This window comes from Rugamonas sp. GW822-FHT03B10, from assembly GCF_058801745.1.
This window is the reverse complement of record NZ_JBXANP010000008.1, coordinates 261,818-288,675: the sequence shown is the minus strand read 5'-3', so window position 1 is coordinate 288,675 and position 26,858 is coordinate 261,818. Positions and strand designations below refer to the sequence as shown.

Sequence of the window (26,858 nt, the reverse complement as noted above, 5' to 3'; positions counted from 1 at the left end):
GGACGACGCGGCGCGCCGACGCGGCGCCGGCGCGAACGGCGGCGGCCATGCCGGCGCCGGCACGGCCCGACGACGCGGCCTTCGTTGCCCCGCCGGCGGACGCGGCGAAGGCGGTGCGCGTGCTGCTGGCCGAGGACACGGAAATGAACCGCCAACTGGCGCGCATCCTGCTCACCCGCCTTGGCTGCGAGGTGGAGGAGGCCGTCAATGGCCAGCTGGCGCTGGACGCGCTGGCGGCGGCGAGCTACGACCTGGTGCTGATGGACTGCATGATGCCGGTGCTGGACGGCTACGAGGCGTGCCGCCGCCTGCGCCAGCGCGAGGCCGAGACGGGCGCGCCGCGCCTGCCCGTGATCGCGCTGACGGCCAGCGCCATCGAGGGCGACCGCCAGCGCTGCCTGGCCGCCGGCATGGACGATTACCTGTCCAAGCCCTTCACGGCCGCCGAGTTCTCCGCGATGGTGGTGCGCTGGGCGCGCCTGCCGCCCGCGCCGCCGCCGGCCCCGTCGCCGCCCGAGCCACCGCCGGTTCCGTCGCCGCCGCCTTCCGTGCCGTGACGGCCGCCGGCGGCGCCTGCAGCGGGGGCAGGGCGGCCAGCCGCGCGGCCAGGAATTCGAGCAGCGCGCGCAGCTTGGGCGCCATGTGGCGCGCGCTCGACACGACCAGGTGCACCGGCAGCGGCTCCGGCTCGTAGTCGGGCAGCAGGCGCACCAGCGTGCCGGCCGCCAGATCGTCGGCCACCTGGTAGGACAGCGCCCGCCCCAGGCCGAAGCCGGCGCGCACGGCCACCAGCGTGGCCTCGGTGTCGTTGAGCGAGAGGCGCGGCGCCAGTTTCACGGCCACCTCGCGCCCCGCGTGGCGGAAGCGCCATTCCTCCTGCGGCGAGCGGATCGCCGTGAACACCACGTCGTGCCGCTCAAGCGCCTGCGGCGTTTGCGGCTTGCCGCGCCTGGCCAGGTAGGCCGGGCTGGCCACCACCATGCGCCGCACCTCGCCCACGCGGCGCGCCACCAGCCCGGCGTCGGCCAGAGGGCCGATACGCACGGCCAGATCGAGGCCTTCCTCGATCAGATCGAGGTTGCGGTCGTTGAACAGCAATTCCACCTGCATGGCCGGATGTTCGTCCAGGAAGGCCATCACCAGCGCCGTCACGTGGCGTCGGCCGAACACTTGCGGCGCCGTCATGCGCAGCTTGCCGCGCAGCGGGGCGTCCGGGTCTTCGCGCACCGCTTCTTCGTAGTCGGCCAGCACGCGGCGCGCCATGTCGGCCAGCCGCAGCCCGGCCTCGGTCGGCGCCAGACGGCGCGTGGTGCGCTCGATCAGGCGGGCGCCCAGGCGTTCCTCCAGCGCGGCCAGCGCGCGGGTGACGGCCGGCGCCGAGCGGCGCAGGCGGCGCGCCGCGCCACTGAGGCTGGCGCATTCGATGATGGCGACGAAGACGCCCAGTTCGTCGAGGCGGTCCATGGATTCTTCCGAAAAGTGAAATAGTAATTTCCACTATAGCATTATTTACATCAAATGGTGGAATGCCTACCATGGCTGCACCGATCAACGAAACGAGGATGCCACCATGACCACCACCGCCACCACCAGCACCACCGCCACCGCCACCGCCGCCACCGCCCGCGCCAGCGCCGGCGCCACCGCCAGCGCCAGCGCCACCGCCAGCGCCAGCGCCAGCGCCCCGGCCCTGATCCTGCACGGCACCCGTCTGTCCGGCCACGTGCACCGGGTCGAACTGCTGCTGCACATGCTGAACCTGCCCTACGAGCTGGTCGCCGCGCCGCCCGAGGTGCGCGATGGCGCCGCCTTCCGCGCCATGAACCCGCTGGGCCAGATCCCCGTGCTGCAGGACGGCGACCTGGCGCTGGCCGACAGCAACGCCATCCTCACCTACCTGGCGCGCCGCTATGCGCCCGACGGCGGCTGGCTGTCCGACGATCCGGTGCAGGCCGCCGAGATCGCGCGCTGGCTGTCGGTGGCGGCCGGCGAACTGCGCTTCGGCCCGGCCACGGCGCGCGCCGCCGCGCTGTGGAACATGGATGGCGACGTGCCGCGCGCCCACGCCATCGCGGCCCGGCTGCTGGCGTTCATGGAGCAGCACCTGGCCACGCGCGCCTACCTGGCCGCCGGCCGCCCCACGCTGGCCGACCTGGCGTGCTACGGTTACGTGGCCCACGCGCCCGAGGGCGGGGTGGCGCTGGACGCCTATCCGGCGGTGCGGGCCTGGCTGCGGCGCGTGGAGGCGCTGCCCGGCTTCATCCCCATGCCCGACAGCACACCGCCGGTGCGCGCATGAACGGGCCATTCCACCCCGGCGAGCTGCGCGCCCAGCAACTGGCCGGCAAGGGCAGCAGCGGGGGCGCCATCCGCGATTACATGCCGGACCAGCACCGGGAATTCTTCACCCTGCTGCCGTTCCTGCTGGTGGCCACGGTGCAGGACGATGGCTGGCCCCAGGCCACGGTGCTGACCGGCGCGCCCGGTTTCGTGCACAGCCCCGACCCCACCACGCTGCGGGTGGCGGCGCCGCTGGCCGCGCCGGTGGGTACCCGCGTCGGCGTGCTGGGACTGGACTTCGGCACGCGGCGCCGCAACCGCGCCAACGGCACCGTCGCCCGGGTCGATGATGGCGGCTTCAGCATCGCCGTTGAAGCGTCGTTCGGCAACTGCCCCAAGTACATCCGGCTGCGCGACGTGGCGCCGGTGGCGGACGCGGAGCGGGGCGGCGTCGCGCCGCGCGCCTCCAGCTTCGCCGGGTTGAGCGAGGAGGCGCGCCGGATCGTGGCCGCCGCCGACACGCTGTTCGTGGCCACCACGGGCGGCGAGTATGGCGCCGACATCTCGCATCGGGGCGGCGCGGCCGGTTTCGTGCGCATCGACGGCGACACGCTGACCGTGCCCGACTACGCCGGCAACCGCTACTTCAACACCTTGGGCAACATGCTGACGGACGCGCGCACGGCCCTGCTGGTGATCGACTACGCCAGCGGCGACGTGCTGCACCTGCAGGGGCGGGCCGAGGTGGACTGGGATGGCGCGGCGGCCGGCCTGCCCGGCGCCGAGCGGCTGTGGCGCCTGCGGGTGGCGCGCGGCACGCTGCAACGCGCGGCCGTGCCGCTGCGCTAGCGGCCGCGCCCGGAGGAATGAGGGACGCGGCGGCGGCCGGACCTGCGCGCCGGTCCGGCCGCCGCCGTCCGGCTGTCACAATTTGTCACTTGTTGCAGCCGTCATTCCTTGCTACGATGCGGGCTTGGCGTTACCAGTTACGCATTGCGCAGCTCCGGCGCGCAAGGCGGACGGTTGCCGACGCAGGCCGCCCCATCCCCGCAGCCCTCCCTTGTTCGTACCGCTGGCATCCCGCGCGGGCTTCGCCGCCGCGCCGTGTCGCAAGGCGTCCCGCCCTTGCCCAGACTTCCGATGCGCGCTTATTCCCCTCACCCGCATCTGGAACGACATCATGCTGACTTTGAAATCGGAACGCCCCGCGCCCAGCGTACTTAAACAGCTGGGGGAAATGACCGCCTGCCGCGACATGCACCTGGTCGAGCAAAGCCTGCTGCGCACGCTGGGGCCCATGCTGGGCGTCAAGCGCACCTCGCTGTACCGGGTGGACGACCAGGGCGTGGTGCTGCGCGCGCTGCACCATACGCGCGACGCGGCCATCGTGGGCGGGGAGCTGCACCGCACCAGCGACCATATCGAGGAGTTGAGCAGCGCCATCGAGCTCGAGCCGGCCGTGGCCGAACTGATCGATACGCTGCGCCTGCTCGACCGCAACTGCACCCGCCAGCAGCCGGACGGCTACCTGATCGGCTACCCGCTGCACGGGGCCGACCACCTGTGCGGCTACTTCGTCTTCGAGCGCGACCACGAGGTCACGCCCACCGAGCACGCCGTCATCCATGGCGTGCTGGAAGTGTTCTCCAACTATTACGCGCTGCTCGACGCCAGCCAGCGCGACCGCCTCACGGGCCTGCTGAACCGCTATTCGCTGGAGCTGAACCTGAACCGCATGTGGGACCTGCTGGCCCAGCGCCTGCGCCACGGCGCCGACGCCGCCCAGCCCAACCGGCGCGGCGGTCGGGTCCAGAGCTACTGGCTGGGGGTGCTCGACATCGACCATTTCAAGCAGGTCAACGACACCCACGGCCACATCATCGGCGACGAGATCCTGCTGTTGACGGCGCGCCTGCTGGAAGGCGCGTTCCGCCGCTCCGACCTGCTGTACCGCTACGGCGGCGAGGAATTCATCGTGATCGTGGCCGCCCACGACGTGGCCACGGCCACCCAGATCTTCGAGCGGGCGCGCCAGGCCGTGGCCCATTTCATCTTCCCCCAGGTGGGGCGGCTGTCGATCAGCGGTGGCTTCAGCATGGCCGACCCCACGGTGCTGCCGCAGACCATCATCAACCGCGCCGACCGCGCCCTGTACGAGGCCAAGGCCGATGGCCGCAACCGCATCTATTTCTACGATGAGCTGATCCGCAGCGGCCGCCTCGAGGAAGTGCGCTCGGGCACCATCGACCTGTTCTGAGCGCGCCGCGCAGGCCGGCCCTCAGCTGGCCAGGCGGCAGCGGTCGCGTCCCTCGTTCTTGGCCAGGTACAGGGCCTGGTCGGCCAGCAGCAGCAAGGCGGTGCTGTCGCCGTCGGGGACGGGCCGCAGCACGGCCACCCCCACGCTGATGGTGACGTGGGCGGCGACCGGGCTGTCCGCGTGCGCGATGGCCAGCGCCGCCACGGCCCGCCGCAGTTCCTCGGCGATGGCCAGCGCGCCCGCTTCGTCCGTGTCCGGCAGCATGCAGGCGAACTCCTCGCCGCCGTAGCGGGCCACCAGGTCGTAGGGCCGCTTCAGGTGCTCCTTGAGCGTGAGCGCGACCCGCTTCAGGCATTCGTCGCCGGCCTGGTGGCCGTAGTGGTCGTTGTAGCGCTTGAAGAAATCGACGTCGATCATCAGCATGGCCAGCGGCTCGCCGCTGCGCCCGCAGCGCCGGAACTCGGCGCTCAATGTGTCGTCGAACAGGCGCCGGTTGGCCACGCCCGTCAGACCGTCGGCGAACGCCATCGCCTGCAGCGCGTCCATGTGCAGCTTGAACTGGAGGTGGGCCAGCACCCGGTTGCGCAGCGTGAGCGGGTTGACGGGCTTGGACACGAAATCGGCCCCGCCCGCGCTCCAGCAGGCATTCTCCTCCTCGGCCAGGGTGCCGGCCGTGACGAAGATGACGGGGATGGCCCGCGTGTCCTGGTCCTGCTTGAGGCGGCGGCACACGGCCAGGCCGTCCATGCCCGGCATCACCACGTCCAGCAGGATCAGGTCCGGCTTGTTGTTGCGGCAGAATTCGAGCGCCTGTTCGCCGCTGGTGGCGGCGAACACCTCGAATTCCCCGGCCAGCACGGCGTGCAGCATGCGGATGTTGATCGGCTGGTCGTCGACCACCAGCACCCGGCCGCGGCGTTCAGGGGAGAGCTTGTGCATGGTCACTTTCCTGCCTTCCAGATTGAGGGGTGGGTTCCAGCCGCTGCGCGATGGCCTGGCAGATGGCGGCCGCCCGCGCCAGGTCGAAGCTTTCCATGGCCGCCTCCAGGCTGGCCGCTTCCGGCTCCAGGGCGGCCCGCTGCTCGCGCAGCAGGCGCTCGAACAGCGGCAGCGCGTCCAGACTGGAGGCCTCGAGCAGGCGCCGCAGCCGGCCCAGCTCCCGCGGCAGGGCGCCGGCGTCGGCGCGGGCGCCATCGTCGGCCGCGCCCGTGAAGGCGGCCAGGTGCTGGGCCATGCCGGTCGCCAGTTCGGCGGCGGCCGAGGCGGCGCGCCTGGCTTCGGCGATCAGCCGGGCGTGCTCCATCTGCCATTCCATCGGGCCGGCCTGGCTGCGCAGCAGCAGTTCCATCGACTGGGCCAGCGCCGCCAGCGGATCCGCGCCGACGGTGGCGGCCAGGCCCTTGAGGCTGTGCAGCTGGCGCGCCGCCGCGCCTATGGTGGCGGAGCTGTCCAGCGTTTCGGGCACCTGGGCCGCCAGCGGGCCGCAGTCGGCGGCGAAGCGTTGCAGCGCGCGCTGGTAGACGGAGGCGTTGCCGTTGAAGCGCGCCAGCGCGGCCGCACCGTTGATGCCCAGCGCCGGCGGCACGTGCAGCGGCGCCAGCGCGGCCGGCGTGGCGTGGGCGGCGTCGGCGCCGGCGGCGGTGCGGCCCGTGTGGTGGGCGATCACGGCCAGCAGGCGGGGCAGGTCGAAGGGCTTGCCCACGTGGTCGTTCATGCCGGCCTCGAACGCCAGCTCGCGGTCCGACTGCATGGCGTTGGCCGTCATGGCGATGATCGGCAGTCGGGCCATGCCCGGCTGGGCGCGGATCCGGCGCGTGGCCTCGTAGCCGTCCATGCGCGGCATTTGCACATCCATCAGTACGCAGTCGTAGCGCGGGCCGGCCGCCAGCGCTTCGAGCGCGGCCTGCCCATGGTCGGCCACGTCCACGGTGGCGCCGGCGTGGCGCAGCAGTTCGCCGGCCACCTGCTGGTTGATGAGGTTGTCCTCGACCAGCAGCAGGCGCAGGCCGGCCAGCGGGGCGGTCGCGGCGGCCCCGGCGTCGGCGTCGGCGTCGGCGCCGGCGGCCGTGGCCGTGGCCGTGGCCGTGGCCGGCGTACCGGCCGGCGCGCCCAGTGCCGGGGCCGGGGCCGCGCCCCGTTGCAGCGGCAGCACGAAGCTGAAGGTGCTGCCGGCGCCGGGCGTGCTTTCCACGGCGAGCGTGCCGCCCATCATCTGCACCAGCCGGCGGCAGATGGCCAGGCCCAGCCCGGAGCCGCCGTAGCGGCGCGCGGTGGACGCCTCGGCCTGCGAGAAGCCGTCGAAGATGTGCTCGAACTGCTCGGGCGCGATGCCGATGCCGGTGTCGCGCACGGCGAAGCGCAGCGCCAGCGGGGCCGGCCGGTCGGTGCCGGCCACGCCGGCCAGCTCGCCGCCGCCGTCCCCGGGCGCGGGCGCGGACGGCGCGGCCAGCACCGCGACCGAGATCGCCACTTCGCCCTCGTGGGTGAATTTGATGGCGTTGCCGCCCAGGTTGAGCAGCACCTGGCGCAGCCGCAGCGCGTCGCCCACCACCCACGGCGGCAGGTCGTCGGCCAGCTCGTAATGCAGCGCGATGGCGCGCGGGCCCACGTTGGCGCTGAGGATGATGTCGACCTCGTGCAGCAGCTCGCGGATGCTGAACGTGTGCGGGTCGAGTGCCAGCTTGCCCGCCTCCACGCGCGAGAAGTCGAGGATGTCGTTGAGGATGCCCAGCAGGGCGCGGCCGGCCCCCTCGCACTTGTCCGTGTAGTCGCGCTGGCGCGCGTCCAGCGTGGTTTGCTTGAGCAGGGCCAGCATGCCCAGCACGGCGTTCAGCGGCGAGCGGATCTCGTGGCTCATGTTGGCCAGGAACTCCGACTTGGCCCGGCTGGCCGCGTCGGCCGCCGCCATGGCGGCCCGCAAGGCCTGTTCCGCCTCGTGCTCGGGCGTGATGTCGCGGTTGATGCCCAGCACCCGCACCACGTGGCCCTGGCGGTCCCGTTCCTGCGACGTGACGGCCTGCATGTGGCGCAGCGTGCCGTCCCGGCAGACGATGCGGAAGGTGGTGTGCTGGCGCGCCGTGCCGGCGGCGGTGGCGCGCAGGCCGGCCAGCACGCGCAGCCGGTCCTCCGGGTGCAGGCGCTCCTGCCACGGCGCGTAGAACGGGCCGCCGCGCTCCTGCTCGGGCACGTCGTAGAAGTCGAACATGCGCTCGTTCCATTCCGCCGCGCCGCTGCCCGGCTCCCAGGTCCAGATCCCCAGTTCGGCCACGCGCGAGGCGTTCAGCAGCTGGTCGCGCGCGGCCACCAGCGTGCGCCGGTCCTGCTCGCGCGCGGAGATGTCGGAGGCCATGCCGAGGAAGCCGATGATGGCGCCGCTGTCCTCGCGCAGCGCGCTCACCGACAGCAGGGCGGGGAAGGTGCTGCCATCCTTGCGCACATAGGTGTAGGCGCACTCGTTGTGCATGCCCAGCCTGGCCTTGGCCACGAACACCTCGAAGCCGGGCGCGATCTCGCGCCCCAGTTCCTGCGACAGGGCGGCGGCGCGGGCCGCCACCTCGCCGTGCTCGTGCAGCATCTCCGGGGTGCGCTTGCCCAGCAGTTCGGCCGCCTCGTAGCCCAGCATGCGCTCGGCGGCCGGATTGAACAGGCGGATGACGCCGTCCGTGTCGGTGGCGATGATGGAGTACGAGGCGTGGGCCAGGATGGCGCGCTGCAGGATGGTGACCGACTCGATCTGGCGCGTGCGTTCGCGCACCTGCTGTTCCAGCGACACGTTCAGTTCCTTGATGCGGGCGGTGGCGGCGGCCCGGTATTCGTCCAGCCGGCGGCGCTGGCGCCGCAGCGTGTAGCCGGCGCCGCCCACCACCAGGCCGCCGCACAGCATGGCCGCCAGCAGCATGAGCTGGGCCATGCGGCCGGCCCCGATGGCGGGGGCCAGCGGGGCGGCCAGGGTCAGCGTGAGGTCGCGTTCCGGGTGGCGCGGGTCGATGCCGACGCGGCGCGCGGCTACGAGGACCGGGCCGTCCGGCCCGTCGTAGCGGGCCAGCGGCGCACGCGTGCCGTCGTCGCGCAGACGGAATTCATCCTGCCAGCGCAGCGGCCGGCCCCGTTCGAAGCCGAAGGCGCGGCCCGGCTGCGGATGCAGCAGGAAGTCGCCGCGGCCATTGGTCAGGTAGGCGTTCAGGTCCGGCGGCAGGTTGGCGGCCGGCGGCGTCAGGATGGCGCGCGCGTCGTAGTCGATGACGATCACGGCGAATTGCCGGTTCCGTTCGTCCAGCACGGCGGTGGCGGCCAGCAGGACGGGCGTGGCCGGCGTGGCGGTGCGCCCGCCGTCCCGTTCGTAGCCGATGTCGGACACGTAGACCTGGCCCGGGGCCAGGCGCAGCGCCGCTTGCACGTGGGGTTCCTGCGCCGCCTGGCGCAACTGGCCGGGGTCGGCCGCGGCGATGGCCGCGCCGCTGCGGTTGATGCGCACCAGCTCGCGGCCCTGGCCGTCGAGGCTGATCAGGCTGACCTGCAGGATGTCGGGATTGGTGGCGGTGTAGGCCTTGAAGATGCTCGTCAGACGCCGTTGCCACAGTCCCATGGTCGTGGCATCCGGCGCGTCGTAGCCGCCGTTGGCGGCGGCGCGCGCGATGCCGCCCAGCGGCGGCAGGCTGGACAGGAACAGGGCGTCCCGCTCCAGCGTGCCGATCTGCTGCGCCAGCAGGTTGGCGTTGGCGGCGCTGCGGCCCAGCAGGCGGCTCTCCAGGCCGGCGATGGCGCGCTGCTCCTCGCGCTGGCCGACCCACCAGGTGGCCGCGCCCAGCGCGCCGGCCAGCAGCAGCGCCGCGCCGGCCCGGCGCCAGGTGGCGTACCGCTTGAGGTAGGGCGCGATCGCGCTGGTCTTGTCCCGCATTGTCTTTTTCTAAATGGGCCCGCAAGGGCGCGCGCCTCCGGCCCGCCGCCCGGGCGGGATCTTGAATTGTACCGCCTCGTATAGGACAACTGGCGAAAAAAGTGGCGCCGCGGTGACGGCGCGGGGGCATTTTTCAGTCCAGCGCGACGCCCAGCCGTTCGGCCTGCAGCGCCGCCTGTTCCGTCTCCAGATCGTCGAACTGCTGGCGGATCGACGCCAGCAGGGCGCTGTGGGCGCTGCCGGCCAGCAGGCCGTCGAGCTGGTCGAGCAGGGCGGCGGCCGCATAGTCGCCGTCGCGCAGCAGCGGCGCCAGATGCCGCGCCAGCCGGGCCGCCGCCGCGCGCCGCGCCGGGTCGGCGTCGGCCGACGGCGCGGCGCTCGGCGTGGCCCGCGGGTCCGGCACGGGCGCGTCCGGCGTCAAGTCACGCACGGCGGCCAGCGCCGCTTCGAGTTCGGCGCCGAAGGCGCGGATCCGGGCGGTCAGGGGGGCCGGGTCGCCCGCGCGCAGCGCCTGCTCGAGGGCGGCGGCGGCGGCGCCCAGGCGGTAGGCGCCCAGCAGCGTGGCCGCGCCCTTGATGCGGTGCGCGGCCTGCCCCAGCGCGGCCAGCTCGCCGGCCGCCAGCTGGGCGTCGAGCTGCGGCGCCAGGTCGCCGTAGGCGTGCGCGAACGCGCGCGCGGCGCTCAGCAGCAACGGGCGCTGCACGCCGTTGCGGGCACTGGCGTCCTCGAGGTCCAGGATGGGCGGGACGGCGTCGTCGTTCATGGCCCCCACCGTCTCAACCATGCTCCGGGGGCGTGGCCGGCTCGGCGCGCCAGATGATGCGGTTGCGGCCGGCCTGCTTGGCCTGGTACAGGTGGCGGTCGACCGCCGCCAGCAGGTCCTGCGCGCTCTCGCCGTCGGCCTGGCGCAAGGTGGCGCCGCCGGCGCTGAGGGTGAGCAGCGGGGCGGCGCTGGAGGCGGCGTGGGCGATGGCCAGTTGCGCCACGTCGGCGCACACGGCCTGCACCAGTTGCAGGGCCTGCGGCGCGTCCGTGTCGGGCATCAGCAGCACCAGTTCCTCGCCGCCGTAGCGGGCCGCCAGATCGGCCGGACGGCGCATGTGGCCGGCGGCCGCCCGCGCCACGGCGCGCAGCGCGCGGTCGCCGGCCGGGTGGCCGTAATGGTCGTTGTATTGCTTGAAGCAGTCGATGTCGAGCATGGCCAGCGACAGCGGCCGGCCGTGGCGCTGGGTGCGCAGCCACTCGTTGGCGTACACCTCGTCGTAGCGGCGGCGGTTGGCCAGTTCCGTCAGGCCGTCCACGTGGGCCAGGTGTTCCAGCATGCGCCGCTGGCGCACCATCTGCAGGTGCAGGGCCACGCGCGCCAGCACCACGGTGGCGTTGAACGGCTTGGCGATGTAGTCGGCCACGCCCATCTTGAGGCCGTTGGCCTCGTCCTCGGGCCGGTCCAGGCCGGAGATGAAGATGACGGCGATGCCGGCCGTCTGCGGGTCGGCCCGCAACTGGCGCAGCACTTCGTAGCCGTCCATGTCGGGCATCATCACGTCGAGCAGGATCAGGTCGGGCGCGTGGCGCGTGGCCCGCTCCAGGGCCTGGGCGCCGTTTTTGGCCAGCAGCACCGTGTAGTCGGGCTTGAGCAGCTCGGCCAGCACCTGGCGGTTGATGGCGTCGTCGTCGGCCACCAGTACTTTTTGCATTCCGGACAAATTCATGCGCTCATTTCCAAATTCAGATTCAGGGCGCGCGCCAATTCGGCCAGCGGTGCCAATGCGACATCATATTCGATCTCGTCCACCGCTTGCTGGATTGCCGCCAGCAGGGCGCCGTGGCGGGCCGCGCCGGGCAGGGCCTGCAGCGCGTGCACGGCGTCCTCGGCGCGCGCGTCGTCGTGGCGCAGGAACGTCTCAAGCTGGCGGATCAGGGGCCCGGCGCCGGGCATGTCGGGCTCCGGCGCATGGGCGGCGGCCGTGGGCGGGACGGGCGTCGCGGCTGGCCCCGCGGGCGCGGCCGACGGCGTCCGGACGGTGGCCAGGCCGGCCAGCACGATGTCGAGCGTGTCCGCCAGTTCCGAGGCCAGCGCCGCGCAGCGCTCGTGCTGGCCCGAGCGCAGCGCCTGTTCGACGGCGTTGGCCTGGGCCGACAGCTCGGCCGCGCCCAGGTAGGCCGCGCTCGACTTGAGGGTGTGGGCCAGGCTTTGCAGGGCCGTGTGGTGGCCGGCCCGCAGCGCCTCGCGCACCACCTGCGGCCCGCCCTGGTACTCCAGCAGGAAGCTGGCGATGCGCTTGTGCAGGCGCTGGCGCTGCTGGCACGCGCTGTCGAGCGCCTGTTGCCAGATGATGCCGGGCACGGGCGGCAGCGGTTCCCGCGCGTGCGCGCCGCCGCCGCTGGCCGGGCCGGGCGTGGCCGGCGGCTGGCGGCCGGCCAGCCGTGCCGGGTCTATCCACTTGTGCAGGGCGCGGAACAGCAGTTCCGGGTTGATCGGCTTGGTCACATGGTCGTTCATGCCGGCCGCCAGGCTCTTCTCGCGGTCGCCCGCCATGGCGTGCGCCGTCATGGCGATGATCGGCAGGTCGCGCAGGCCGGGCAGGGCGCGGATCTGCAGGGTGGCCGTCAGTCCGTCCACCTCCTGCATCTGGATATCCATCAGCACCAGGTCGTAGTCGCGCTGCTGCACCATGCGCACCGCCTCGCCGCCGTGCACGGCCACATCGACCTCGACGCGCGCCATGGCGAGGAAGTCCTGCGCCACTTCGCGGTTGTTGGCGTTGTCGTCCACCAGCAGGATGCGGGCGCCGGACAGGCGCGCCAGGTCGGGCGCGCCCATGCCGGGGCCGGCGGGGTTGCCGGGGCCGGCCAGGTCGGGGCGCAGCACCTGCAGCAGGCTGTGATAGAGCAGGGCCGGGCCGACCGGCTTGGTGAGGAAGCCGTGCAGCTGGAACTGGCCCTCCTGCTGCTGCACCGTCTCGCGGGTGCAGGCGCTGACCATGAGGATGGCCGGCGGCGCGGCCAGGCGTGGATCGGCGTGGATGCGGCGTATGGTCTCCACCCCGTCCCAGCCCGGCATCATGTAGTCCATCAGCACCACCTGGTAGGGCGCGCCCTCGTCGGCGGCGCGCGCCAGCAGGTACAGCGATTCCTCGCCGGAGCTGGCGCCATGGGCCGTGACCCCGTACGAGGCCAGCATCTCGACCAGCGCCTCGCGCGCCGTGGCGCTGTCGTCCACCACCATCACGCGCACCTGGCGCAGGGCCTCGGCCGGCGGCGCCACGGGGGCGCTGGCCGGATCGGCCACCCCCAGCGCGACGGTGAAGCTGAAGCGGCTGCCCACGCCGGGCGTGCTGCTGACGCGGATGGCGCCGCCCATCAGCTCGACCAGCTGCTTGGAGATGGACAGGCCCAGGCCCGTGCCGCCGTAGCGGCGCGTGATGGAGCCGTCGGCCTGGCTGAACGACTGGAACAGGCGCACCAGCTGTTCCTCGTTCATGCCGATGCCCGTGTCGCTGACGCTGAAGCGCAGCGTCACCTGCTCGCCCTTGCGCTCGGCCACGTCGACCGCCACCACGATCTCGCCGCGGTCGGTGAACTTGACGGCGTTGTTGGTCAGGTTGATGAGGATCTGGCCGACCCGCAGCGGGTCGCCCACCAGCCGCGCCGGCACGCCGCGCTCGACGCGGAACACCAGCTCCACGCGCCGGTCGTCGGTCTTGATGGCCGTCAGGCTGGCCAGGTGTTCGAGCAGGTCGTCGAGCGCGAACGGCACCGATTCGAGCGTCAGCTTGCCGGCCTCGATCTTGGAGAAGTCGAGGATGTCGTTGATGATGCCCAGCAGGTGCTGGCCGGCGCCCTCGATCTTGCTCACGTAATTGCGCAGCCGCGGGCTCGGTTCGGTCATCATGGCCAGCTGGCTCATGCCGATGATGGCGTTGAGCGGGGTGCGGATCTCGTGGCTCATGTTGGCCAGGAAGTCCGATTTCATGCGCGTGGCCGCCTCGGCCCGCAGCATGGCGCTCTGCATGGCCTTGGTGCGCAGGCCGAGGATGCGCATGAACACCAGCATGTCGAACATGTTGCCGAACTGGAGCGCGTGCATGGTCCAGAAATTGGCGGCCACGGCGCCGTTGATGACGCGCGACAGCAGCACCGAGGACATGAAGCTGACGGCCCAGCCGATCAGGAAGTAGATGCCGACGGCGTCGCCGCGGCGCGCGCGCAGGAAGGCGCCGGGCAGGCCGAGCAGCATCGGCATCAGGCCCAGCGTGCTGACGATGGCCACCAGCGTCTGCACGCCGATCAGGTCGGTGGCGTAGGCGGCGGCGCTGAGCACGGCCAGCGCGGCGCCGGCGTGCATCAGGCGGCTGAACACGCGGTCCATGCCGGGGCGGGCCAGCGCCTGCTCCACGAACAGGTAGGCGCCGCACGAGGCCATCAGCGCGAACAGGCCGCCGGCGTGCATGGTCATCCACGCCTGGTTGCCCCACAGGTATTGGGTGCCCAGGCCGAAGAACTCGACCGAGAACATGGTGGTGCCGGCTGTGAGCAGCGCGTATTTGCCGAACAGCGGTTCGCGCAGGTTGAGCCACTGGGCCAGGCTGTAGAGCAGCAGGCACAGGCTCAGGCCGATCAGCAAGCCTTGCAGCATCTGCTCGTTGAGGGCGGCCGCGTGGAAGGCGGCCGGGGTGGACAGGCGGATCGGCAGGATCATCGAACCCGTGTTCTGCACCCGCAGCCACAGCACCTGGCCGGCGCCGGGCGCCAGCTTGAGGGCCACGGCCGGGGCCCGTCCGCGCGCGCCGGCCTGGGAACGCGGCAGCAGGTTGCCCATGGCCGCGTGGCGCACGATGGCGCCGTTGGCGCTCACGTAGACGTCGACCCGGTTGAGGGCCGCGTAGTCGATGTTGAGGATCCAGTCGCCGTCGCCGCCGGGCGCCACGGCCACGGGAATGCGCAGCCACAGCACGTCGCGGTGCACGCCGAGGGTGGCGTAGGCGGAGTCGGGGACGGTGAAGCGGGCGGCGGCGGCGCGCGCGCCGTCCACATCGAGTTTGCCGCCGGGGTCCGACAGCACGGTCAGGGCGGGCCAGGCGTCGACCTGGCCCATGGCGTCGGCCAGCAGCAGCGGGGCCGGGGCGGAGGCGGGGGCGGCCCGGGCGACGCCGGGCAGCAGCAACAGCAACGACAGCAATGCGGCCAGCGATGCTGTCAGCAGGGCGGCCAGCAAGGCCGGCGGCGGCGATGCCCACCGCAGCGGCGGCCATGCCGCCAGTCGCGCATGCCATGGCCGGCCCGCGCCCACCGCGCCCACCGCGCCCGACGCGCCCAACGCGCGCGACGCCAACGACGGCGCGCCGGTCATGGTTGCGGCCCGGTGGGGATCAGGCGCTTGCGGCGGCCCGTCAGGCGGGTCTCCAGCGCGTTGATCCAGCGCGGCGCCTGGCGGTCCTGGTCCCAGCCGGCCGTGACGGCGCCAACCTGGTTGAGCAGCGCTTGCGGCAGCTTCAGGGGCCGGGTCTGGTCCATCAGCAGCTTGACGGTGAACTGGTAGCCGACCACGCGCGTGACGAGGCGCGACAGCGAGAACTGCGGCCAGATCAGGCGTGCCGTCGCGTCGATCAGGCGGATGGTGCCCATCGAGAGGGCGAACAGGGCGCGCGACGGCAGCGACACGCGCTGCGTCAAGCCGAGGTCGCGCGCGGCGGCCGGGCCGCACAGGTGGCGCGTGAGCAGCACGGGGAAGGGCTTGAGCACGCGCAGCGGCAGTTCCTTCTCCATGGTCTGCATCAGGGCCGCGCCGAGCGCCGGACGGGCGTCGGGCACATAGGGATGGGCGCGGCCGCCGGCCTGCATGCGGTTGAACAGCGCCTCGGCCTGTTCCATCGTGTCGGCCATCATGGCGCGCTCGATGCCGAGCACGTGGCCGACCACGTTCCAGGTGTGCAGGTAGGCGTGTTCATCCTCGGCCGGCAGCCCCAGGCCCAGCTTGCGCAGCGCGCGCAGGAACACGTAGCTGAAGGTGAGCAGCGTGTAGGCCAGTTCCTCCTGGTTGCACGGCAGGCCATCGCGCTCCACGTTCCAGCCGTGGGCGTACAAGGTGCCCTGCATGCTGCGCGACTGGCCGGCCAGCGCGGCCAGCGGCGGCACCATGGCCGGCGCCTCGGGGCGCGCGGCGTCGGACGGATTGCCGCGCAGGATAAGGTGGCGGATGGTGGCGTGGATCAGTCTTACCTTGAGCGTTTGCGCCACGCCGCCGCCGCTGGCATCCGTCAGGCCGCCGCGCATCAGGACCGGGAACAGCATGGCGGCCGTGGAACGGATGCGGTAATCGGTGTGCTGCTCGAGCTGGCCGGCCGCGTGCAGCACGCCGGCCAGGTCGGGAATCACATAGCATTCGGGCAGGCTGGCGCAGAACAGCAGGGTGCACGAGAGCATGCTCATGTCCATGAACAGCGCCTCGGCGCGGGCGATCTTGGCCGGCTCGGCCCAGTCGGGCAGGCGCAGCCCGGCCTGGATGTAGCTTTCCAGCGCGGCGGCGATGGCCGGCGGCACGCCGTCGCTGGCGCGCCAGCCGGGCAGCGCGCCGTTGGTCTGCCACTGCGTGAGCTGGTCGTTGATGGTGGCGATGGCTTGCCACTGGGCCGCGTTGTCGCCATGCTTGTCCCACGGGCCGAGCACGCGGGCGATGGTGTCGTCGGCCAGCGGGTCGGCGCGCAGGGTGCTGGAGCGGGAGATGGTGTCGCGCATCATGCCCTCGCCGCGTGTGGGGCCGCCACGCCGGCCGGCGCGCTGGCCTCGGCGGGCTGCCGCCAGCGCTCAAAGCCGCACACGGCCACCAGCAGCGGGAGGCCCATCGCGAACAGGGCGATGGTGCGGGTCTCGACCGGCGTGCCTTGCGCCACCTGGAACGCCATGCTGCCGCCGTAGATCAGCAGCGGCACCATGGCGTGGCGGCGCGCCACCGGTAGGGCGGCCACGGGCGCGCGCTGGCGCAGCGTGAGGCGGAACAGGAACACGATGGTGAACGACACCAGCATCCAGCCCACGAAGCCTTGCAGGGTTTCACCGAACCACCAGCCATCGGTCTTGGTCATGATCCAGGCCTTGATGCCATACACCATGTAGGGATCGGCGCCCAGGTCGTAGGCCGTCACGATCATGGCCGCCAGCAGCGACATGACCAGCGTCTGGCGCAGCGCCGGCGCGCCGTCGGTGGGCGACTGCCACACCATCAGGTTGCCGATCACGTAGGCCACGTAGCACAGCGCGAACCACATGAGCGGAATGATGACAGGCACGTCGCCCAATCGCGGGCCGAGCACCTCGGTGTAGGTGTAGCTGCCGAAGAACCAGCCGTAGCTGGAACCCAGTTGTTCGGCGAGCCAGCCCAGCACCACGCCGATGACGACGAAGTTGCGGGCCGCGCGCGCGCCCAGCAGGTGGGCGGCGCTGCTCCAGCAGCAGGCGAACATGATGAGCGAACTGACGATCAACAGCTTGGTCGTGTCGCCATAGCCGCGCGACAGCGTGGCGGCCAGGAAGGCGATCAACAGGACGTTGGTCAAACGAGGCAGGTGGTGCAGGGCAGACTTCATGAGCGGTTTTTTCGGGTCATAGAGTTGACGGGCGCCGCGCGGGCGCGGCGGACTGGCTGCGGGCTTTCACGGACGGGCTTCAACAACGGACTTCAACAACGGACTTCAATAACGGTAATCGAAACGCACGGCGACGGTTCTCGGGTCGCTGGGCACCACCATGCCGAAGCTGTCGATGGCGATCGGTTGCACCTTGTTCTCCATGTTGCGGACCTGGGCCTGCACGCTCCATGGCGCGCCGGCCGGCTGGTAGCGCACGGTGGCGTCGCTGGCCGTGCGGGCCGGGATGGTGTAGCGCAGCTGCTGGGTCGGCACGCCGATGATGTAGGCGGCGCTGCGGCGCGACACGATGCCGGCCCACAGCTGGCCGGCGGCCAGGCGGAAGCGGTGCTCGTAGCCGGCCGTGACGGTGTTGGCGGGGGCGCGGTCGAGCTTGGTGCCGGCCCACGAGTGCACCCCGTCCGGCGTGTAGGACACGTAATGCGCGTCGAGCAGGGTCAGGCCGTAGCTGACGCGGTCGTCGGCCGTGGGGTGGATCTGGCCGTCCGCCTCCAGGCCCTTGACGCTGGCCACGCCGGCGTTGGTGGTCACGTACTGCGGCGCGCCGCGCACGATGGCCGCGCCGGACAACTGCAGGTTGCGGTAGTCGTAGTCGAACACGGCCAGGTTCAGGCTGGCGCGCTTGTCCCAGAAGCGGGTCTTGACCCCCGCTTCGCGCGAGGTCAGCGTTTCGGGCTGGTAGTACAGCGTGCTGGCGGGGACGGCCACGGCGGCCGGGCAGTGGATGCCGAGCGCGCTGGTGCCGGCCAGGCAGCCGTCGTTGAAGCCGCCCGCCTTGTAGCCGGTCGACAGGGTGGCGTAGACAAAGGTGGCGGGCGTGACATCGTAGTCGAGGCCCAGGCGCCAGGTGTTCCTGTGGGTGTCGATTTCGGCCGCGTTGAGCAGTCTGAGGTCGGTGGCCGGGTTGAACACGGGGCCCTGCTGGAAGTTGGTGGAACCCACGCGCGACTTGTCGTCGTCGGTGTAGCGCACGCCGGCCGTGGCGCGCAGGCGGTCCGTCACGCGCCACGTGGCCTGGCCGAACACGGCCTTGCTGCGCGCGGTGGTGGGGCCGATCGGGAACGCGTAGTACGGCGGCAGGCCAAGCAGGGTCAGGTCGCGGAAGGTGTACAGCGTGTTGGTCTCTTCACGGAAGTAGTACAGCCCGGCCTGCGCGCTGATTGGGCCGGCGCCGTTGGTGGCCACGCGCAGCTCGTGCGAATCCTGCGTGTTCACGCCGTCGAAGTTCTGGTGCACGCCGATGGCGAAGCCTGGTTGCAGACGGTAGTAGTAGTTGAACAGGATGTGGTTGTCGAAGCGGCGGTGGGCGCCCAGCCAGGTCACGGTGGCCGGGCCCAGGTTCCACCCCAGCTCGGCCGACAGGCCGGTGGTGGTCTTGTGGTCGTAGCCCTGTTCGGGACGGGTGTTGGGCGGCACGAAGCCGTTGGTCAGGCGCTGGTCGGTGCCGGCGTCGTACCAGGTGGGCTGGCCGCTGGCCACGCCGCGGTAGAAATTGGTGTCGGGGACGATGCGGTCGCTGTTGTCGCGCACCGAGCTGTGGTCGACCCGCAGCAGCAGCGAGGCGGCGGGGCTCAGCGCGAGTTTGGCCGACAGGCGGCCGGACACGTCGTCGCGGTCCAGGCCCAGCGTGTAGGGCGTGCCCTGGCCGTTGATCAGATAGCTGTCGTGGCGGTTCGCGGCCACGGCCGCGCGCAGCGCCAGCGCGTCGTTGACGGGCACGTTGAGCATGGCGTTGACTTTGCGGCTGGCGTAGTCGCCCAGTTCCACGCCGACGGCGCCCTCCAGCTGGCGGCCGGGCGCGTTGGTGATCACGTTGATGGCGCCGGCCGTCGTGTTGCGGCCGTACAGCGTGCCTTGCGGACCGCGCAGCACTTCGATGCGGTCCACGTCGTAGAAGCTCAGGTTCTGCTGCGTGGGACGGGCCAGGTAGACGCCATCGACCATGAAGGCGGCCGACGGGTCGCCTTTTTCCGTGGTGTCGGCGTTGGTCACGCCGCGGATGGTGATTTTCAGCGCGGCGGCGGCGCCGTCCAGGTGCACATTGGGCAGGCGGGCGGCCAGCGCGGCGGGCTGGTCGAGGCCGGCCTGGCGCAGTTGCTCGCCCGTCAGCACGGACATGGCCACCGGCGTGCGCGATTCGAGCGAGGCCGTGCGCTGCGCGGTGACGACGATTTCCTGCACCTGGCCGTCGGCGTTGTCGGGCGTGGGCTGCCCGGCTTGCGCGTGCGCCATGCCGTGCAATGCGGCCGACACGGATGCGGCCAGCAGCGCCGGCTGCCAGCGCGCTTTGTTGTTGATCATGGAACCATTCCCCAGTCTGGTCGTGTTACCCCACCCCCGGCCCGGCCACGGAATGTTAGTCTCACCACACATGTAATTATTTGATAATGATGTTGTCTTGTGCTGCAACGTCTGTGAGTCTAACAGGTCGTGATGCTGGGAAATAGTCCCTCGCTTGGGCATGAGGGTAAAAACGGACACTTGTGAAAGCAAGTGCACCTGGCTGCGTGCCCTTGATCACCTTGCTTCTTGCGCTTTGAAATACAAGTTGCGCCGATAGAGCGTCGATGGATGAAATATTTTTGAAGGGTGGGCGCCCCAGCAAATGATATCGTCCGGCGCGAAACCCGCAGCGCGCAGCATCCTGGCCGCCGCCTGGTTGGTGCAATGGGCGCGCATCGGGCCTGCGGACAGCTCCCTTAACATACTGAGATCGTCGATAATGCAATGCTTGATGGCTTCCTTGCGCAATTCTTGTTGTGGCCAGTTAATCGCGGTGCTACCCATATAGGCGGGGCGCAAATAGGGAATCAGATTGTGAAAAATGAACGCGCCGCCATCGGCTTGAACGAAGGAGGCAGCGTCGCTGCGTTGTATCGTTTGTTCCCATACTGGGTATTTCTTGCCAGTATCAACGGTCTTGTGCATGATCCATGCCCAAAGCCTATGCCAGAACAGGTCCCGATCTCCGAATGGGTTTTGCAGATAGCTTGTCCAGTCGCCCACCTTGGCCAGATCGGCAACACTGTAAAAATCAAGTCCAAGGAATAGGTAAGTGTGACGTGGCTTTTGCCTCAGGATAGACATTGACCAATCAGTATATGGGTTTAATCCGTGGCATAACCCGCGCTGTGGATGCTTGAACGCTAGCTTGAATTCCGTTTGTCCATTTCTTCTCGCGTTGGCGGCCGCGATCAACTGTTCGCCGGACTCTACCGGGTTAAACAGGCCCAGTTCTCCCGCAGTGAGTGCGATCTCGCCATGCGCGTCCGCGTACCGGCCTGGTGCTCGAACTTGTGCGAGCAGCCCGCTGAGATTGGCTTTGCGGTAGCCGTGCGCGACCCGTTCGGCATAGTCCTTGGCGTCCATGCCTACTTCCCGTGCGTGTTTCTCTGTCTTACTGGTCATTCAGCCAGTTCTCGATGCGCAGGCCGGGATAAGCCACAAAGTCATGCTCGTTATTCGTTACCAGCGTTACACGCAGAGCAACAGCATGTGAAGCGATCAGCTTATCGAGCTGGTCTCTCTTCCGTTCTCGCGTGGCGTGCCGGATAGGCCCATAGGACAACGCCGCCGCCGCATCGAATGGCACAACCGGGATGTCTTCAATGAGCGCGGCCAGATGACGGCCCTCCCGCGCACTGTCTTGCGCAACAGTCACCCCATACTGCAACTCGGCATAGGTGATGGCGGACATCACCACATCCCCGGCGTAACATTGGGCGAAACGGCGGGCGACCTGCTCTGGCTGGTGGCGCATCAAGTAGATGCACATGTTGGTGTCGAGCATGTACATCGGCATCACAAAGGATCCCGCTCGCCTTGTTCCTGGTCGCCACGGCCCTCAGCCATGAAGTCCGGTCCGAACCGGGCGAATTTTTTCATGACATCCGTCAAAGGCCGGCGCGCCGGACGTATTCTGATTTCTTCGCCTACCCGCTCGATTTCCAGCTCGATGTCCATCCGATCGAAGGCGATTTCGGCCGGAATGCGCACGGCCTGCGAGTTACCGTTCTTGAATACGCGCGTGGTTCGCATGTGGTCCATCCTTGTGTGTACTTGGATGTACTTTAGCACGAATTTTGAGGTGCGCGCGCGAGCGCAGGCGCGTGCCGCTTGGGCCAGGAATGCTGTCGCTGACCCAAGCGTAGCCAACAAGTGCTTTTTTTCCTTACTTGCGCTTACTTGCTCAGAAAAGCACGAATCGCCGGGCCGGCCTGCATGATCTGGAAGATGCCGTCCAGATGCCCGCCGTCGCCATGCAGCTCGAACAACTCGGCCTGCTTGCCCTGCGCGCGCAGCTGGGCCATCGCTTGCCGGCTGTAGTCGGGGAACAGCAGCAGGTCGGAGTCGGCCGGGATGAACAGCACGCGGGCCCTGATCCGCTGCAGGCCCTGTTGCAGGTCCGCCGCCTGGTACACGCTGTACAGCTGATTGGCCTTGATGGTGTATAGCAGCGAGTTGGCGTCCGTGCGCTTGGCGGCGGCGGCCGCGCCGGCGTTGAAGGTGGCTTCGATCGCGTACAGGTTATCCCAGCCGTCGATCGGCTCGTGGCCGGGCTGGGCGGGCTTGCGGCCGAACGTGCGCTCGGCCCAGCCGTAGTGGCGCGACGACAGGCTGACCATCTTCATCGCCTCGGCCACGCCCTGCAGCGGTTCCTCCTTGCCGTAATAGTCGCCGTGGTTCCATTTCGGATCGTTGGTGACGGCGGCGGCCCACACGCTGGCCACCTCCACCGCATACGGATTGAAGGCGAGGCCGCCCGGGATCACGGGAATGGCCCGTTCCACCAGCTCGGGATAGGAGGCGGCCCATTCCATCGTCAGCATCGAGCCGCCCGAGGCGCCGATCACCGCTTGCAGGTGCTTGACGCCCAGCGCGTCCACCAGCGCCTTGTGGACGTTGACGGAATCGCGGAAGGTCACGATGGGGAAGCGCATGCCATAGGGTTTGCCCGTGTCCGGGTCGATGCTGGCCGGGCCGGTGGTGACGACGTGCGGGTCCTTCACGTTCAGGTTGACCAGGTTGTCGGCCGAGACGATGAAGTATTTGTCCGTGTCGAGCGGCTTACCGGGGCCGATCAGGGCGTCCCAGTAGCCGGGCGCCGGGTCGGTGGCGGCGTATTTGCCGGCCGCGTGCGAGGTGCCGGAGAAGTAGTGGGGGATGAAGATGGCGTTGCTGCCGTCGGCGTTCAGGGTGCCGTAGGTTTCATAGCCGACCTTGACCTGCTTGATGGTCTTGCCGCCCACCGTGGTCAGCGAGGGCAGGGTGAAGGTCTTCTTTTCCACCAGCTGGTCGTAGGACCACGCCGGCCGGGCGCCGCATAAGCCGGCCACGGCCAGCGCGAATACCGCCAGGCGATTCAATGTACGCATAGGATGTCCAGAAAAAGGGGAAGGGAGGGGCGGGAACGGCCGGAGCCGGCCGTTCCGCTTAGCGACAGTCTTGCGTCGGCTTAGAACCAGTAGTTGAGGTCGAGCGAGAACTGGCGGAAGCCTTCACCCGTCTTGGGCGCCGAGCCGCCCAGCGCGCTGCCGCTCAGGAACGGCGAGTAGCTGCCGTTGCTGTCGTTCTTCAACTGGGTGAAGAACACGCCGAGGAAGGTGTTCTTCGCCAGCGCGTAGTCGTAACCCAGGTTCAGCTGCTTGGCGCCGCTGTTGTCCAGGTTGCTGGTGCTGCCGGCCCGGGTGTAGGTGAAGTAGGCGGCGTGCTTGTCCCACATGTAGCTGACGGGGATAGAGAACACGCCGCGCTTGGCGTCGCCGGTGGCGCCGGGGATGCCGTTGTGGACGTTGGTGTTGTCGTACACCAGACCCACTTTCAGGTTGGTCGGGAAGGTGTAGGCGACGCCGGCGCGGTAGCCGGTCTTGTCCAGCGGGCCCAGGTAGGGCGCGGTGACGACGGCGCCCTGCACCTTGGTGTGGAACACGCTCATCGAGGCGGTGAGGGGGCCGTCGTTGTAGCGCACACGGCCGTACCAGGTGCCGCCCGCCTCATAGTCGGTGGCGCAGCCGGCGCAGCCGAAGTGGTTCTCGTCGCCGGAAGCGTTCTTGGTGTAGGCCAGGCTGCCGTCGAAGCCCTTGACAGTGGGGGTATCCCAGCGCACCACGTTCTGCGAGCGGGTGATGCCCAGCGTGGTCAGCACGCCGCCCTTGGTGCCCACCTGGCTCAGCAGGTTGAAGGTGCTCAGGCCGTTGCCGTCCCAGATGCGGTACGACTCGCCCGCGCCCTTGATGCCCAGGTTGGGGATGGCCATGGTGTCGGCGTAGTACAGCGTGGACTTGCCGAAGTAGACGCTGCCGAAGTCGCCCGCCAGACCGGCCCAGGTGTCGCCGTCGGCCCAGCCGGTGGCGGCGCCCACGTTGGTGGTGGAGCCGGGCACCAGCGGGGTGCTGGGGCGGGTGTCGGCCGTGAAGCGGCTTTCCAGGCGGAAGAATGGCATGGATTTGACGAATAAGGTGATCGTGGTGACGGGCGGCGCGCAGGGCATCGGCCTCGCCATCACCGAGCGTTGCGCGGCGCAGGGCGCGGCCGTGGCCGTGTGGGACGTGCGGGCCGAGGCGGTGGCCGACGCGGTCGGGCGCCTGCGCGCGACGGGCGCGCGCGCGGCCGGCTGCGTGGTGGACGTGGCCGATGGCGCGTCCGTGCAGGCCGCGCTGGCGGCCACGTTGGCAGAGCTGGGCCGCCTCGACGGGCTGGTGAACAACGCGGGCGTGGTGGCCGACGCCCAACTGGCCAGGATGAGCGAGGCCCAGTGGGACCGCGTGATCGACATCAATCTGAAGGGCGTGTTCCACTGCACGCGCGCGTGCGTGGCGGCGCTGATCGAGCAGGGCGGCGCCATCGTCAACATCTCGTCCATCGTGGGCCTGAGCGGCAATTTCGGACAGACCAATTACGCGGCCGCCAAGGCCGGCGTGCTGGCCATGACCAAGACCTGGGCCCGCGAGCTGGGCCCCAAGGGCGTGCGCAGCAACGCCGTCTGCCCCGGCTTCGTGGCCACCTCCATCGTGCAGGACATTCCGCCGGCCGCCATGCAGGAGATGGTGGCCCGGATACCGCAGCGGCGCACGGGCCAGCCGGCCGAGATCGCGGCCGCCGTCGTGTTCCTGCTGTCGGCCGAGGCCAGCTACGTCAACGGCGCCACGCTCGAAGTGAGCGGCGGCCTGACCCTGTAGGCGGCACCCAATTTATTGACTACTCAAGGAGTTTTGCGCATGCATCCCCAACCCTGGCTCGCCACCTACCGCGAGTATGGCATCCCTGAACAGATAGACACGGCCGGCTGCGAGAACGTGGTGCAGTTGCTGGAGGCGGCCATGCGGCGCCACGCGCAACGCCCGGCCTTCCACGCCTACGGCCACACGCTCAGCTACGCCGACGTGGACCGCCTGTCCGGCGCGTTCGCCGCCTGGCTGCAGCACGCGCTGGGTGTGCGCAAGGGCGACCGCGTGGCGCTGATGCTGCCCAACGTGCTGGCGTTCCCGCTGGCCTGCCTGGGCCTGGCGCGGGCCGGCGCCGTGCAGGTCAACGTCAACCCCCTGTACACGGCGCGCGAACTGGCGCACCAGCTCAACGACGCCGGCTGCGAGAGCATCATCGTGTTCGACGCCGCCACGGCCACGCTGGCCGATGCGATGGCCGGCACCGGCATCCGGACGGTGGTGACGGTGGGCCTGACCGATGGCGCGCCGTCGGGCGAATCCGCGCCGGCCGTCGATGCGCGGCTGGGCCGCACGCATCGCTTCACGGACGCGCTGCGGGCCGGGGCGACATTGGCGCGCCTGCCCGTGGCGCTGGGGCCGGACGATCTGCTGTTCCTGCAGTACACGGGCGGCACCACCGGCCTGTCCAAGGGCGCGGCGCTGTCGCACGGGAACCTGGTGGCCAATACGGCGCAGTTCCGGGCCCAGATGACGGGCACGCTGAAGGAGGGCGAGGTGTCGGTGGTGACGGCCATCCCGCTCGGGCTGGCGCGCCATCCGCGCATCGGCGAGGTGGACTTCTCGCGGTTGCGGCTGGCCGTGGGCGGCGGCGCCCCCGTGTTGCAGGCCACCTCCGAACAGTGGCAGGCCCTGACGGGGCACCCCATCTGCCAGGGTTACGGCTTGTCGGAGACCTCGCCCGTGGTGTCGTTCAACCCGCTGGCCATGAGCGATTTCAACGGCACCACCGGCCTGCCCGTGCCCGGCACCGACGTGCAGCTGCGCGACGACGACGGCGCGCCCGTGGCGCCGGGCCAGCCGGGCGAAATCTGCGTGAAGGGGCCGCAGGTGATGCGCGGCTACTGGCGGCAGCCGGAAGCCAACGCCGCCGCGTTCACGCGCGACGGCTACTTCCGCACCGGCGACATGGGCAGCATCGACGCGCGCGGCCTGCTGCGCATCGTCGACCGCAAGAAGGACATGGTGCTGGTGTCGGGCTTTAACGTCTTCCCCGGCGAGATCGAGGCGGTGGCGGCGGGGCTGGCCGGGGTGGCCGAATGCGCGTGCATCGGCGTGCCGGACGAGCGCACGGGCGAGGCGGTCAAGCTGTTCGTGGTGGCGGTGCCGGGCATGCAGCTGAGCGCGGAGGCGGTGATCGCCCATTGCCGCACCCAGCTCACGGCCTACAAGGTGCCCCGCGCGGTGCAGTTCGTGGACGCGCTGCCCAAGTCGAACGTGGGCAAGATCCTGCGCCGCGCCTTGCGCGCGTAGCACGCGGGCGGTGGCCGTTCACGCGGCGGGCTGGTAGCGGCCGTCGCGGAACACGGTGGTGCCGGGCGCCGTGGCCGCGATGGCGTGCAGCCGGTCCAGCACCAGGCGCGCGGCCGGCGACAGCGTGCGGCCGGCCAGCTGGACCGCGCTGATCTCCGCGTACATGGGCGGCAGGTCCGGAATCTCCAGCGCCGCCAGCGTGCCGGCCGCGATCTCGCTGGCCACGGCCGCCTCGGTCGCCAGCAGGATGATGTCGTCGTCGCGCGCCATGTCCTTCAGGATGTGCATGTTGTCGCATTCGAAGGTCACCGGCAGCGGCGCATCGGGGGCCAGGCCCAGCACGCGGCGGAACAGCGCCTTCATCTCCAGCGGCAGCAACAGCGAGGCGAAGCCGAAGGGCAGGGTGTCGGCCGCGCCGCATCCGGGCCGGGCCAGCAGCGGGTGGCCGGCGCGCGCCATGAAGCGGCCATGCTGGCGGCAGATGGGCGTGATGGCCAGGTCCGGATCGGGCGCGATGTCGCGCGCGTCGGCGATGAAGAACTCGATCTGCTCGGCCTTCAGGTTCACCAGCAGGTTGCGCCAGTTGTTGCTGGCGATCTGCAGCGACAGGCCGGGGCGCGTCTGGCGCACATGGCGCACCAGCTCTGGCAGCATGGAGGCGGTGGGCAGCGGCCCCACGCCGAACGCCACCTGGCCCATCTCCCCGTTGCGGATCAAGCCCATGTCGCGCTCCAGGTTGCGCATCTGGAAGGTCAGCTTGCGGGCCCGCTCGAGGAACACGGCGCCGGCCGTGGTCAGCTTGACGTTGCGGTTGTCGCGGTCGAACAGGGGCAGGCCCAGTTCCTCCTCCAGCGTCTGGATGCTGCGGCTCAGCGCAGGCTGCGACAGGTGCACGCGCTCGGCGGCGCGCGCGAAATTCAGTTCTTCAGCCAGGGCGATGGCGTAACGCAGCCGTTTGAGGTCCATGGTGTCGTCCAATTCATGCGGTGGATGCATTATAACGATCAAAATCATGCATTGGACAGCAAAAATCGTCCCCCCTACACTGGGCTCCAACATGACGCTGGGCAAAAGAACCGGCG

General features: G+C 70.3%; 20 protein-coding genes and 1 pseudogene. 6 read left to right on the top strand and 15 right to left on the bottom strand.

The genetic code is table 11. The features are described 5' to 3' along the window. Positions 1 to 557 (top strand): response regulator (locus tag AC1RQG_RS15815; RefSeq protein WP_493132965.1); only part of this gene is annotated, 557 nt, incomplete at its 5' end. Positions 558 to 606: 49 nt separating this feature from the next. On the opposite strand, the pseudogene AC1RQG_RS15810 reads toward AC1RQG_RS15815, so the two are convergent. Beyond that, positions 607 to 1,464 (bottom strand): annotated as a pseudogene (locus AC1RQG_RS15810) (LysR family transcriptional regulator); the annotation flags it as partial. 106 nt (positions 1,465 to 1,570) lie between these two features. Here AC1RQG_RS15810 and AC1RQG_RS15805 point away from each other — a divergent pair. The 3 genes from AC1RQG_RS15805 to AC1RQG_RS15795 all read left to right on the top strand — a co-directional run bounded on the left by AC1RQG_RS15805 (position 1,571) and on the right by AC1RQG_RS15795 (position 4,537). Next, complete coding sequence (locus AC1RQG_RS15805; RefSeq protein WP_493132964.1) at positions 1,571 to 2,299, top strand: glutathione S-transferase; 729 nt, start codon at positions 1,571 to 1,573, stop codon at positions 2,297 to 2,299. After that, on the top strand, positions 2,296 to 3,129 hold the full coding sequence (locus tag AC1RQG_RS15800) for a pyridoxamine 5'-phosphate oxidase family protein (RefSeq protein WP_493132963.1): 834 nt from the start codon (positions 2,296 to 2,298) through the stop codon (positions 3,127 to 3,129). Before AC1RQG_RS15805 ends, AC1RQG_RS15800 begins: the two co-directional genes overlap by 4 nt. 331 nt (positions 3,130 to 3,460) lie before the next feature. Beyond that, positions 3,461 to 4,537, top strand: coding sequence for a GGDEF domain-containing protein (locus AC1RQG_RS15795; protein WP_493132962.1), 1,077 nt, complete (start codon positions 3,461 to 3,463; stop codon positions 4,535 to 4,537). 21 nt (positions 4,538 to 4,558) lie between these two features. Here AC1RQG_RS15795 and AC1RQG_RS15790 read toward each other — a convergent pair whose 3' ends face one another. The 13 genes from AC1RQG_RS15790 to AC1RQG_RS15730 form a co-directional block, all read right to left on the bottom strand. Further along, on the bottom strand, positions 4,559 to 5,476 hold the full coding sequence (locus AC1RQG_RS15790; protein ID WP_493132961.1) for a diguanylate cyclase: 918 nt from the start codon (positions 5,474 to 5,476) through the stop codon (positions 4,559 to 4,561). Beyond that, on the bottom strand, positions 5,457 to 9,434 hold the full coding sequence (locus tag AC1RQG_RS15785) for a PAS domain S-box protein (protein ID WP_493132960.1): 3,978 nt from the start codon (positions 9,432 to 9,434) through the stop codon (positions 5,457 to 5,459). The genes AC1RQG_RS15790 and AC1RQG_RS15785 overlap by 20 nt, the downstream gene beginning before the upstream one ends. A gap of 133 nt (positions 9,435 to 9,567) precedes the next feature. After that, on the bottom strand, positions 9,568 to 10,197 hold the full coding sequence (locus AC1RQG_RS15780; protein ID WP_493132959.1) for an Hpt domain-containing protein: 630 nt from the start codon (positions 10,195 to 10,197) through the stop codon (positions 9,568 to 9,570). Positions 10,198 to 10,210: 13 nt separating this feature from the next. Further along, complete coding sequence (locus AC1RQG_RS15775; protein WP_493132958.1) at positions 10,211 to 11,146, bottom strand: diguanylate cyclase domain-containing protein; 936 nt, start codon at positions 11,144 to 11,146, stop codon at positions 10,211 to 10,213. Then, positions 11,143 to 14,787, bottom strand: a complete 3,645-nt coding sequence (locus AC1RQG_RS15770; protein ID WP_493132957.1) for a response regulator — start codon at positions 14,785 to 14,787, stop codon at positions 11,143 to 11,145. Before AC1RQG_RS15770 ends, AC1RQG_RS15775 begins: the two co-directional genes overlap by 4 nt. Continuing rightward, complete coding sequence (locus AC1RQG_RS15765; RefSeq protein WP_493132956.1) at positions 14,784 to 16,175, bottom strand: oxygenase MpaB family protein; 1,392 nt, start codon at positions 16,173 to 16,175, stop codon at positions 14,784 to 14,786. Before AC1RQG_RS15765 ends, AC1RQG_RS15770 begins: the two co-directional genes overlap by 4 nt. Then, positions 16,172 to 17,020 (bottom strand): carotenoid biosynthesis protein, encoded by an 849-nt coding sequence (locus AC1RQG_RS15760; protein WP_493132955.1) that lies wholly within the window; start codon positions 17,018 to 17,020, stop codon positions 16,172 to 16,174. Before AC1RQG_RS15760 ends, AC1RQG_RS15765 begins: the two co-directional genes overlap by 4 nt. A gap of 105 nt (positions 17,021 to 17,125) precedes the next feature. Further along, a complete protein-coding gene (locus AC1RQG_RS15755) occupies positions 17,126 to 19,381 on the bottom strand; it encodes a TonB-dependent receptor (RefSeq protein WP_493132954.1) in 2,256 nt (751 codons plus the stop codon). Positions 19,382 to 19,597: 216 nt separating this feature from the next. After that, complete coding sequence (locus AC1RQG_RS15750; protein WP_493132953.1) at positions 19,598 to 20,449, bottom strand: hypothetical protein; 852 nt, start codon at positions 20,447 to 20,449, stop codon at positions 19,598 to 19,600. A gap of 28 nt (positions 20,450 to 20,477) precedes the next feature. Further along, the gene (locus AC1RQG_RS15745) at positions 20,478 to 20,882 is read right to left on the bottom strand and encodes a type II toxin-antitoxin system VapC family toxin (protein WP_493132952.1); all 405 of its coding nucleotides are present in this window, start codon (positions 20,880 to 20,882) and stop codon (positions 20,478 to 20,480) included. Then, positions 20,882 to 21,118 (bottom strand): antitoxin, encoded by a 237-nt coding sequence (locus AC1RQG_RS15740; RefSeq protein WP_493132951.1) that lies wholly within the window; start codon positions 21,116 to 21,118, stop codon positions 20,882 to 20,884. The genes AC1RQG_RS15745 and AC1RQG_RS15740 overlap by 1 nt, the downstream gene beginning before the upstream one ends. 143 nt (positions 21,119 to 21,261) lie before the next feature. Next, positions 21,262 to 22,455, bottom strand: a complete 1,194-nt coding sequence (locus AC1RQG_RS15735) for an E22 family MetX-like putative esterase (RefSeq protein WP_493132950.1) — start codon at positions 22,453 to 22,455, stop codon at positions 21,262 to 21,264. 80 nt (positions 22,456 to 22,535) lie between these two features. Next, complete coding sequence (locus AC1RQG_RS15730; protein ID WP_493132949.1) at positions 22,536 to 23,522, bottom strand: porin; 987 nt, start codon at positions 23,520 to 23,522, stop codon at positions 22,536 to 22,538. On the opposite strand from AC1RQG_RS15730, the gene fabG reads away from it, so the two are divergent. Beyond that, complete coding sequence (gene fabG / locus AC1RQG_RS15725; RefSeq protein ID WP_493132948.1) at positions 23,521 to 24,258, top strand: 3-oxoacyl-ACP reductase FabG; 738 nt, start codon at positions 23,521 to 23,523, stop codon at positions 24,256 to 24,258. The two genes, AC1RQG_RS15730 and fabG, sit on opposite strands and share 2 nt — an antisense overlap. Before the next feature lie 39 nt (positions 24,259 to 24,297). Beyond that, entirely contained in the window at positions 24,298 to 25,776 is a 1,479-nt protein-coding gene (locus AC1RQG_RS15720) for an AMP-binding protein (RefSeq protein WP_493132947.1), read from the top strand. A gap of 18 nt (positions 25,777 to 25,794) precedes the next feature. On the opposite strand, the gene AC1RQG_RS15715 is transcribed toward AC1RQG_RS15720, so the two are convergent. After that, the gene (locus AC1RQG_RS15715) at positions 25,795 to 26,742 is read right to left on the bottom strand and encodes a LysR family transcriptional regulator (protein ID WP_493132946.1); all 948 of its coding nucleotides are present in this window, start codon (positions 26,740 to 26,742) and stop codon (positions 25,795 to 25,797) included. Positions 26,743 to 26,858 lie beyond the last annotated feature (116 nt).

What these genes read in the sequence shown, in the direction of transcription:
- AC1RQG_RS15780 (WP_493132959.1), bottom strand. Translation starts at nt 10,197, where the DNA reads ATGAACGACGACGCCGTCCCGCCCATCCTGGACCTCGAGGACGCCAGT.
- AC1RQG_RS15770 (WP_493132957.1), bottom strand. Translation starts at nt 14,787, where the DNA reads ATGACCGGCGCGCCGTCGTTGGCGTCGCGCGCGTTGGGCGCGTCGGGC.
- AC1RQG_RS15715 (WP_493132946.1), bottom strand. Translation starts at nt 26,742, where the DNA reads ATGGACCTCAAACGGCTGCGTTACGCCATCGCCCTGGCTGAAGAACTG.
- AC1RQG_RS15730 (WP_493132949.1), bottom strand. Translation starts at nt 23,522, where the DNA reads ATGCCATTCTTCCGCCTGGAAAGCCGCTTCACGGCCGACACCCGCCCC.
- AC1RQG_RS15800 (WP_493132963.1), top strand. Translation starts at nt 2,296, where the DNA reads ATGAACGGGCCATTCCACCCCGGCGAGCTGCGCGCCCAGCAACTGGCC.
- AC1RQG_RS15755 (WP_493132954.1), bottom strand. Translation starts at nt 19,381, where the DNA reads ATGATCAACAACAAAGCGCGCTGGCAGCCGGCGCTGCTGGCCGCATCC.
- AC1RQG_RS15785 (WP_493132960.1), bottom strand. Translation starts at nt 9,434, where the DNA reads ATGCGGGACAAGACCAGCGCGATCGCGCCCTACCTCAAGCGGTACGCC.
- AC1RQG_RS15740 (WP_493132951.1), bottom strand. Translation starts at nt 21,118, where the DNA reads ATGCGAACCACGCGCGTATTCAAGAACGGTAACTCGCAGGCCGTGCGC.
- AC1RQG_RS15735 (WP_493132950.1), bottom strand. Translation starts at nt 22,455, where the DNA reads ATGCGTACATTGAATCGCCTGGCGGTATTCGCGCTGGCCGTGGCCGGC.
- AC1RQG_RS15795 (WP_493132962.1), top strand. Translation starts at nt 3,461, where the DNA reads ATGCTGACTTTGAAATCGGAACGCCCCGCGCCCAGCGTACTTAAACAG.
- AC1RQG_RS15765 (WP_493132956.1), bottom strand. Translation starts at nt 16,175, where the DNA reads ATGATGCGCGACACCATCTCCCGCTCCAGCACCCTGCGCGCCGACCCG.
- fabG (WP_493132948.1), top strand. Translation starts at nt 23,521, where the DNA reads ATGGATTTGACGAATAAGGTGATCGTGGTGACGGGCGGCGCGCAGGGC.
- AC1RQG_RS15745 (WP_493132952.1), bottom strand. Translation starts at nt 20,882, where the DNA reads ATGCCGATGTACATGCTCGACACCAACATGTGCATCTACTTGATGCGC.
- AC1RQG_RS15805 (WP_493132964.1), top strand. Translation starts at nt 1,571, where the DNA reads ATGACCACCACCGCCACCACCAGCACCACCGCCACCGCCACCGCCGCC.
- AC1RQG_RS15760 (WP_493132955.1), bottom strand. Translation starts at nt 17,020, where the DNA reads ATGAAGTCTGCCCTGCACCACCTGCCTCGTTTGACCAACGTCCTGTTG.
- AC1RQG_RS15775 (WP_493132958.1), bottom strand. Translation starts at nt 11,146, where the DNA reads ATGAATTTGTCCGGAATGCAAAAAGTACTGGTGGCCGACGACGACGCC.
- AC1RQG_RS15720 (WP_493132947.1), top strand. Translation starts at nt 24,298, where the DNA reads ATGCATCCCCAACCCTGGCTCGCCACCTACCGCGAGTATGGCATCCCT.
- AC1RQG_RS15790 (WP_493132961.1), bottom strand. Translation starts at nt 5,476, where the DNA reads ATGCACAAGCTCTCCCCTGAACGCCGCGGCCGGGTGCTGGTGGTCGAC.
- AC1RQG_RS15750 (WP_493132953.1), bottom strand. Translation starts at nt 20,449, where the DNA reads ATGGACGCCAAGGACTATGCCGAACGGGTCGCGCACGGCTACCGCAAA.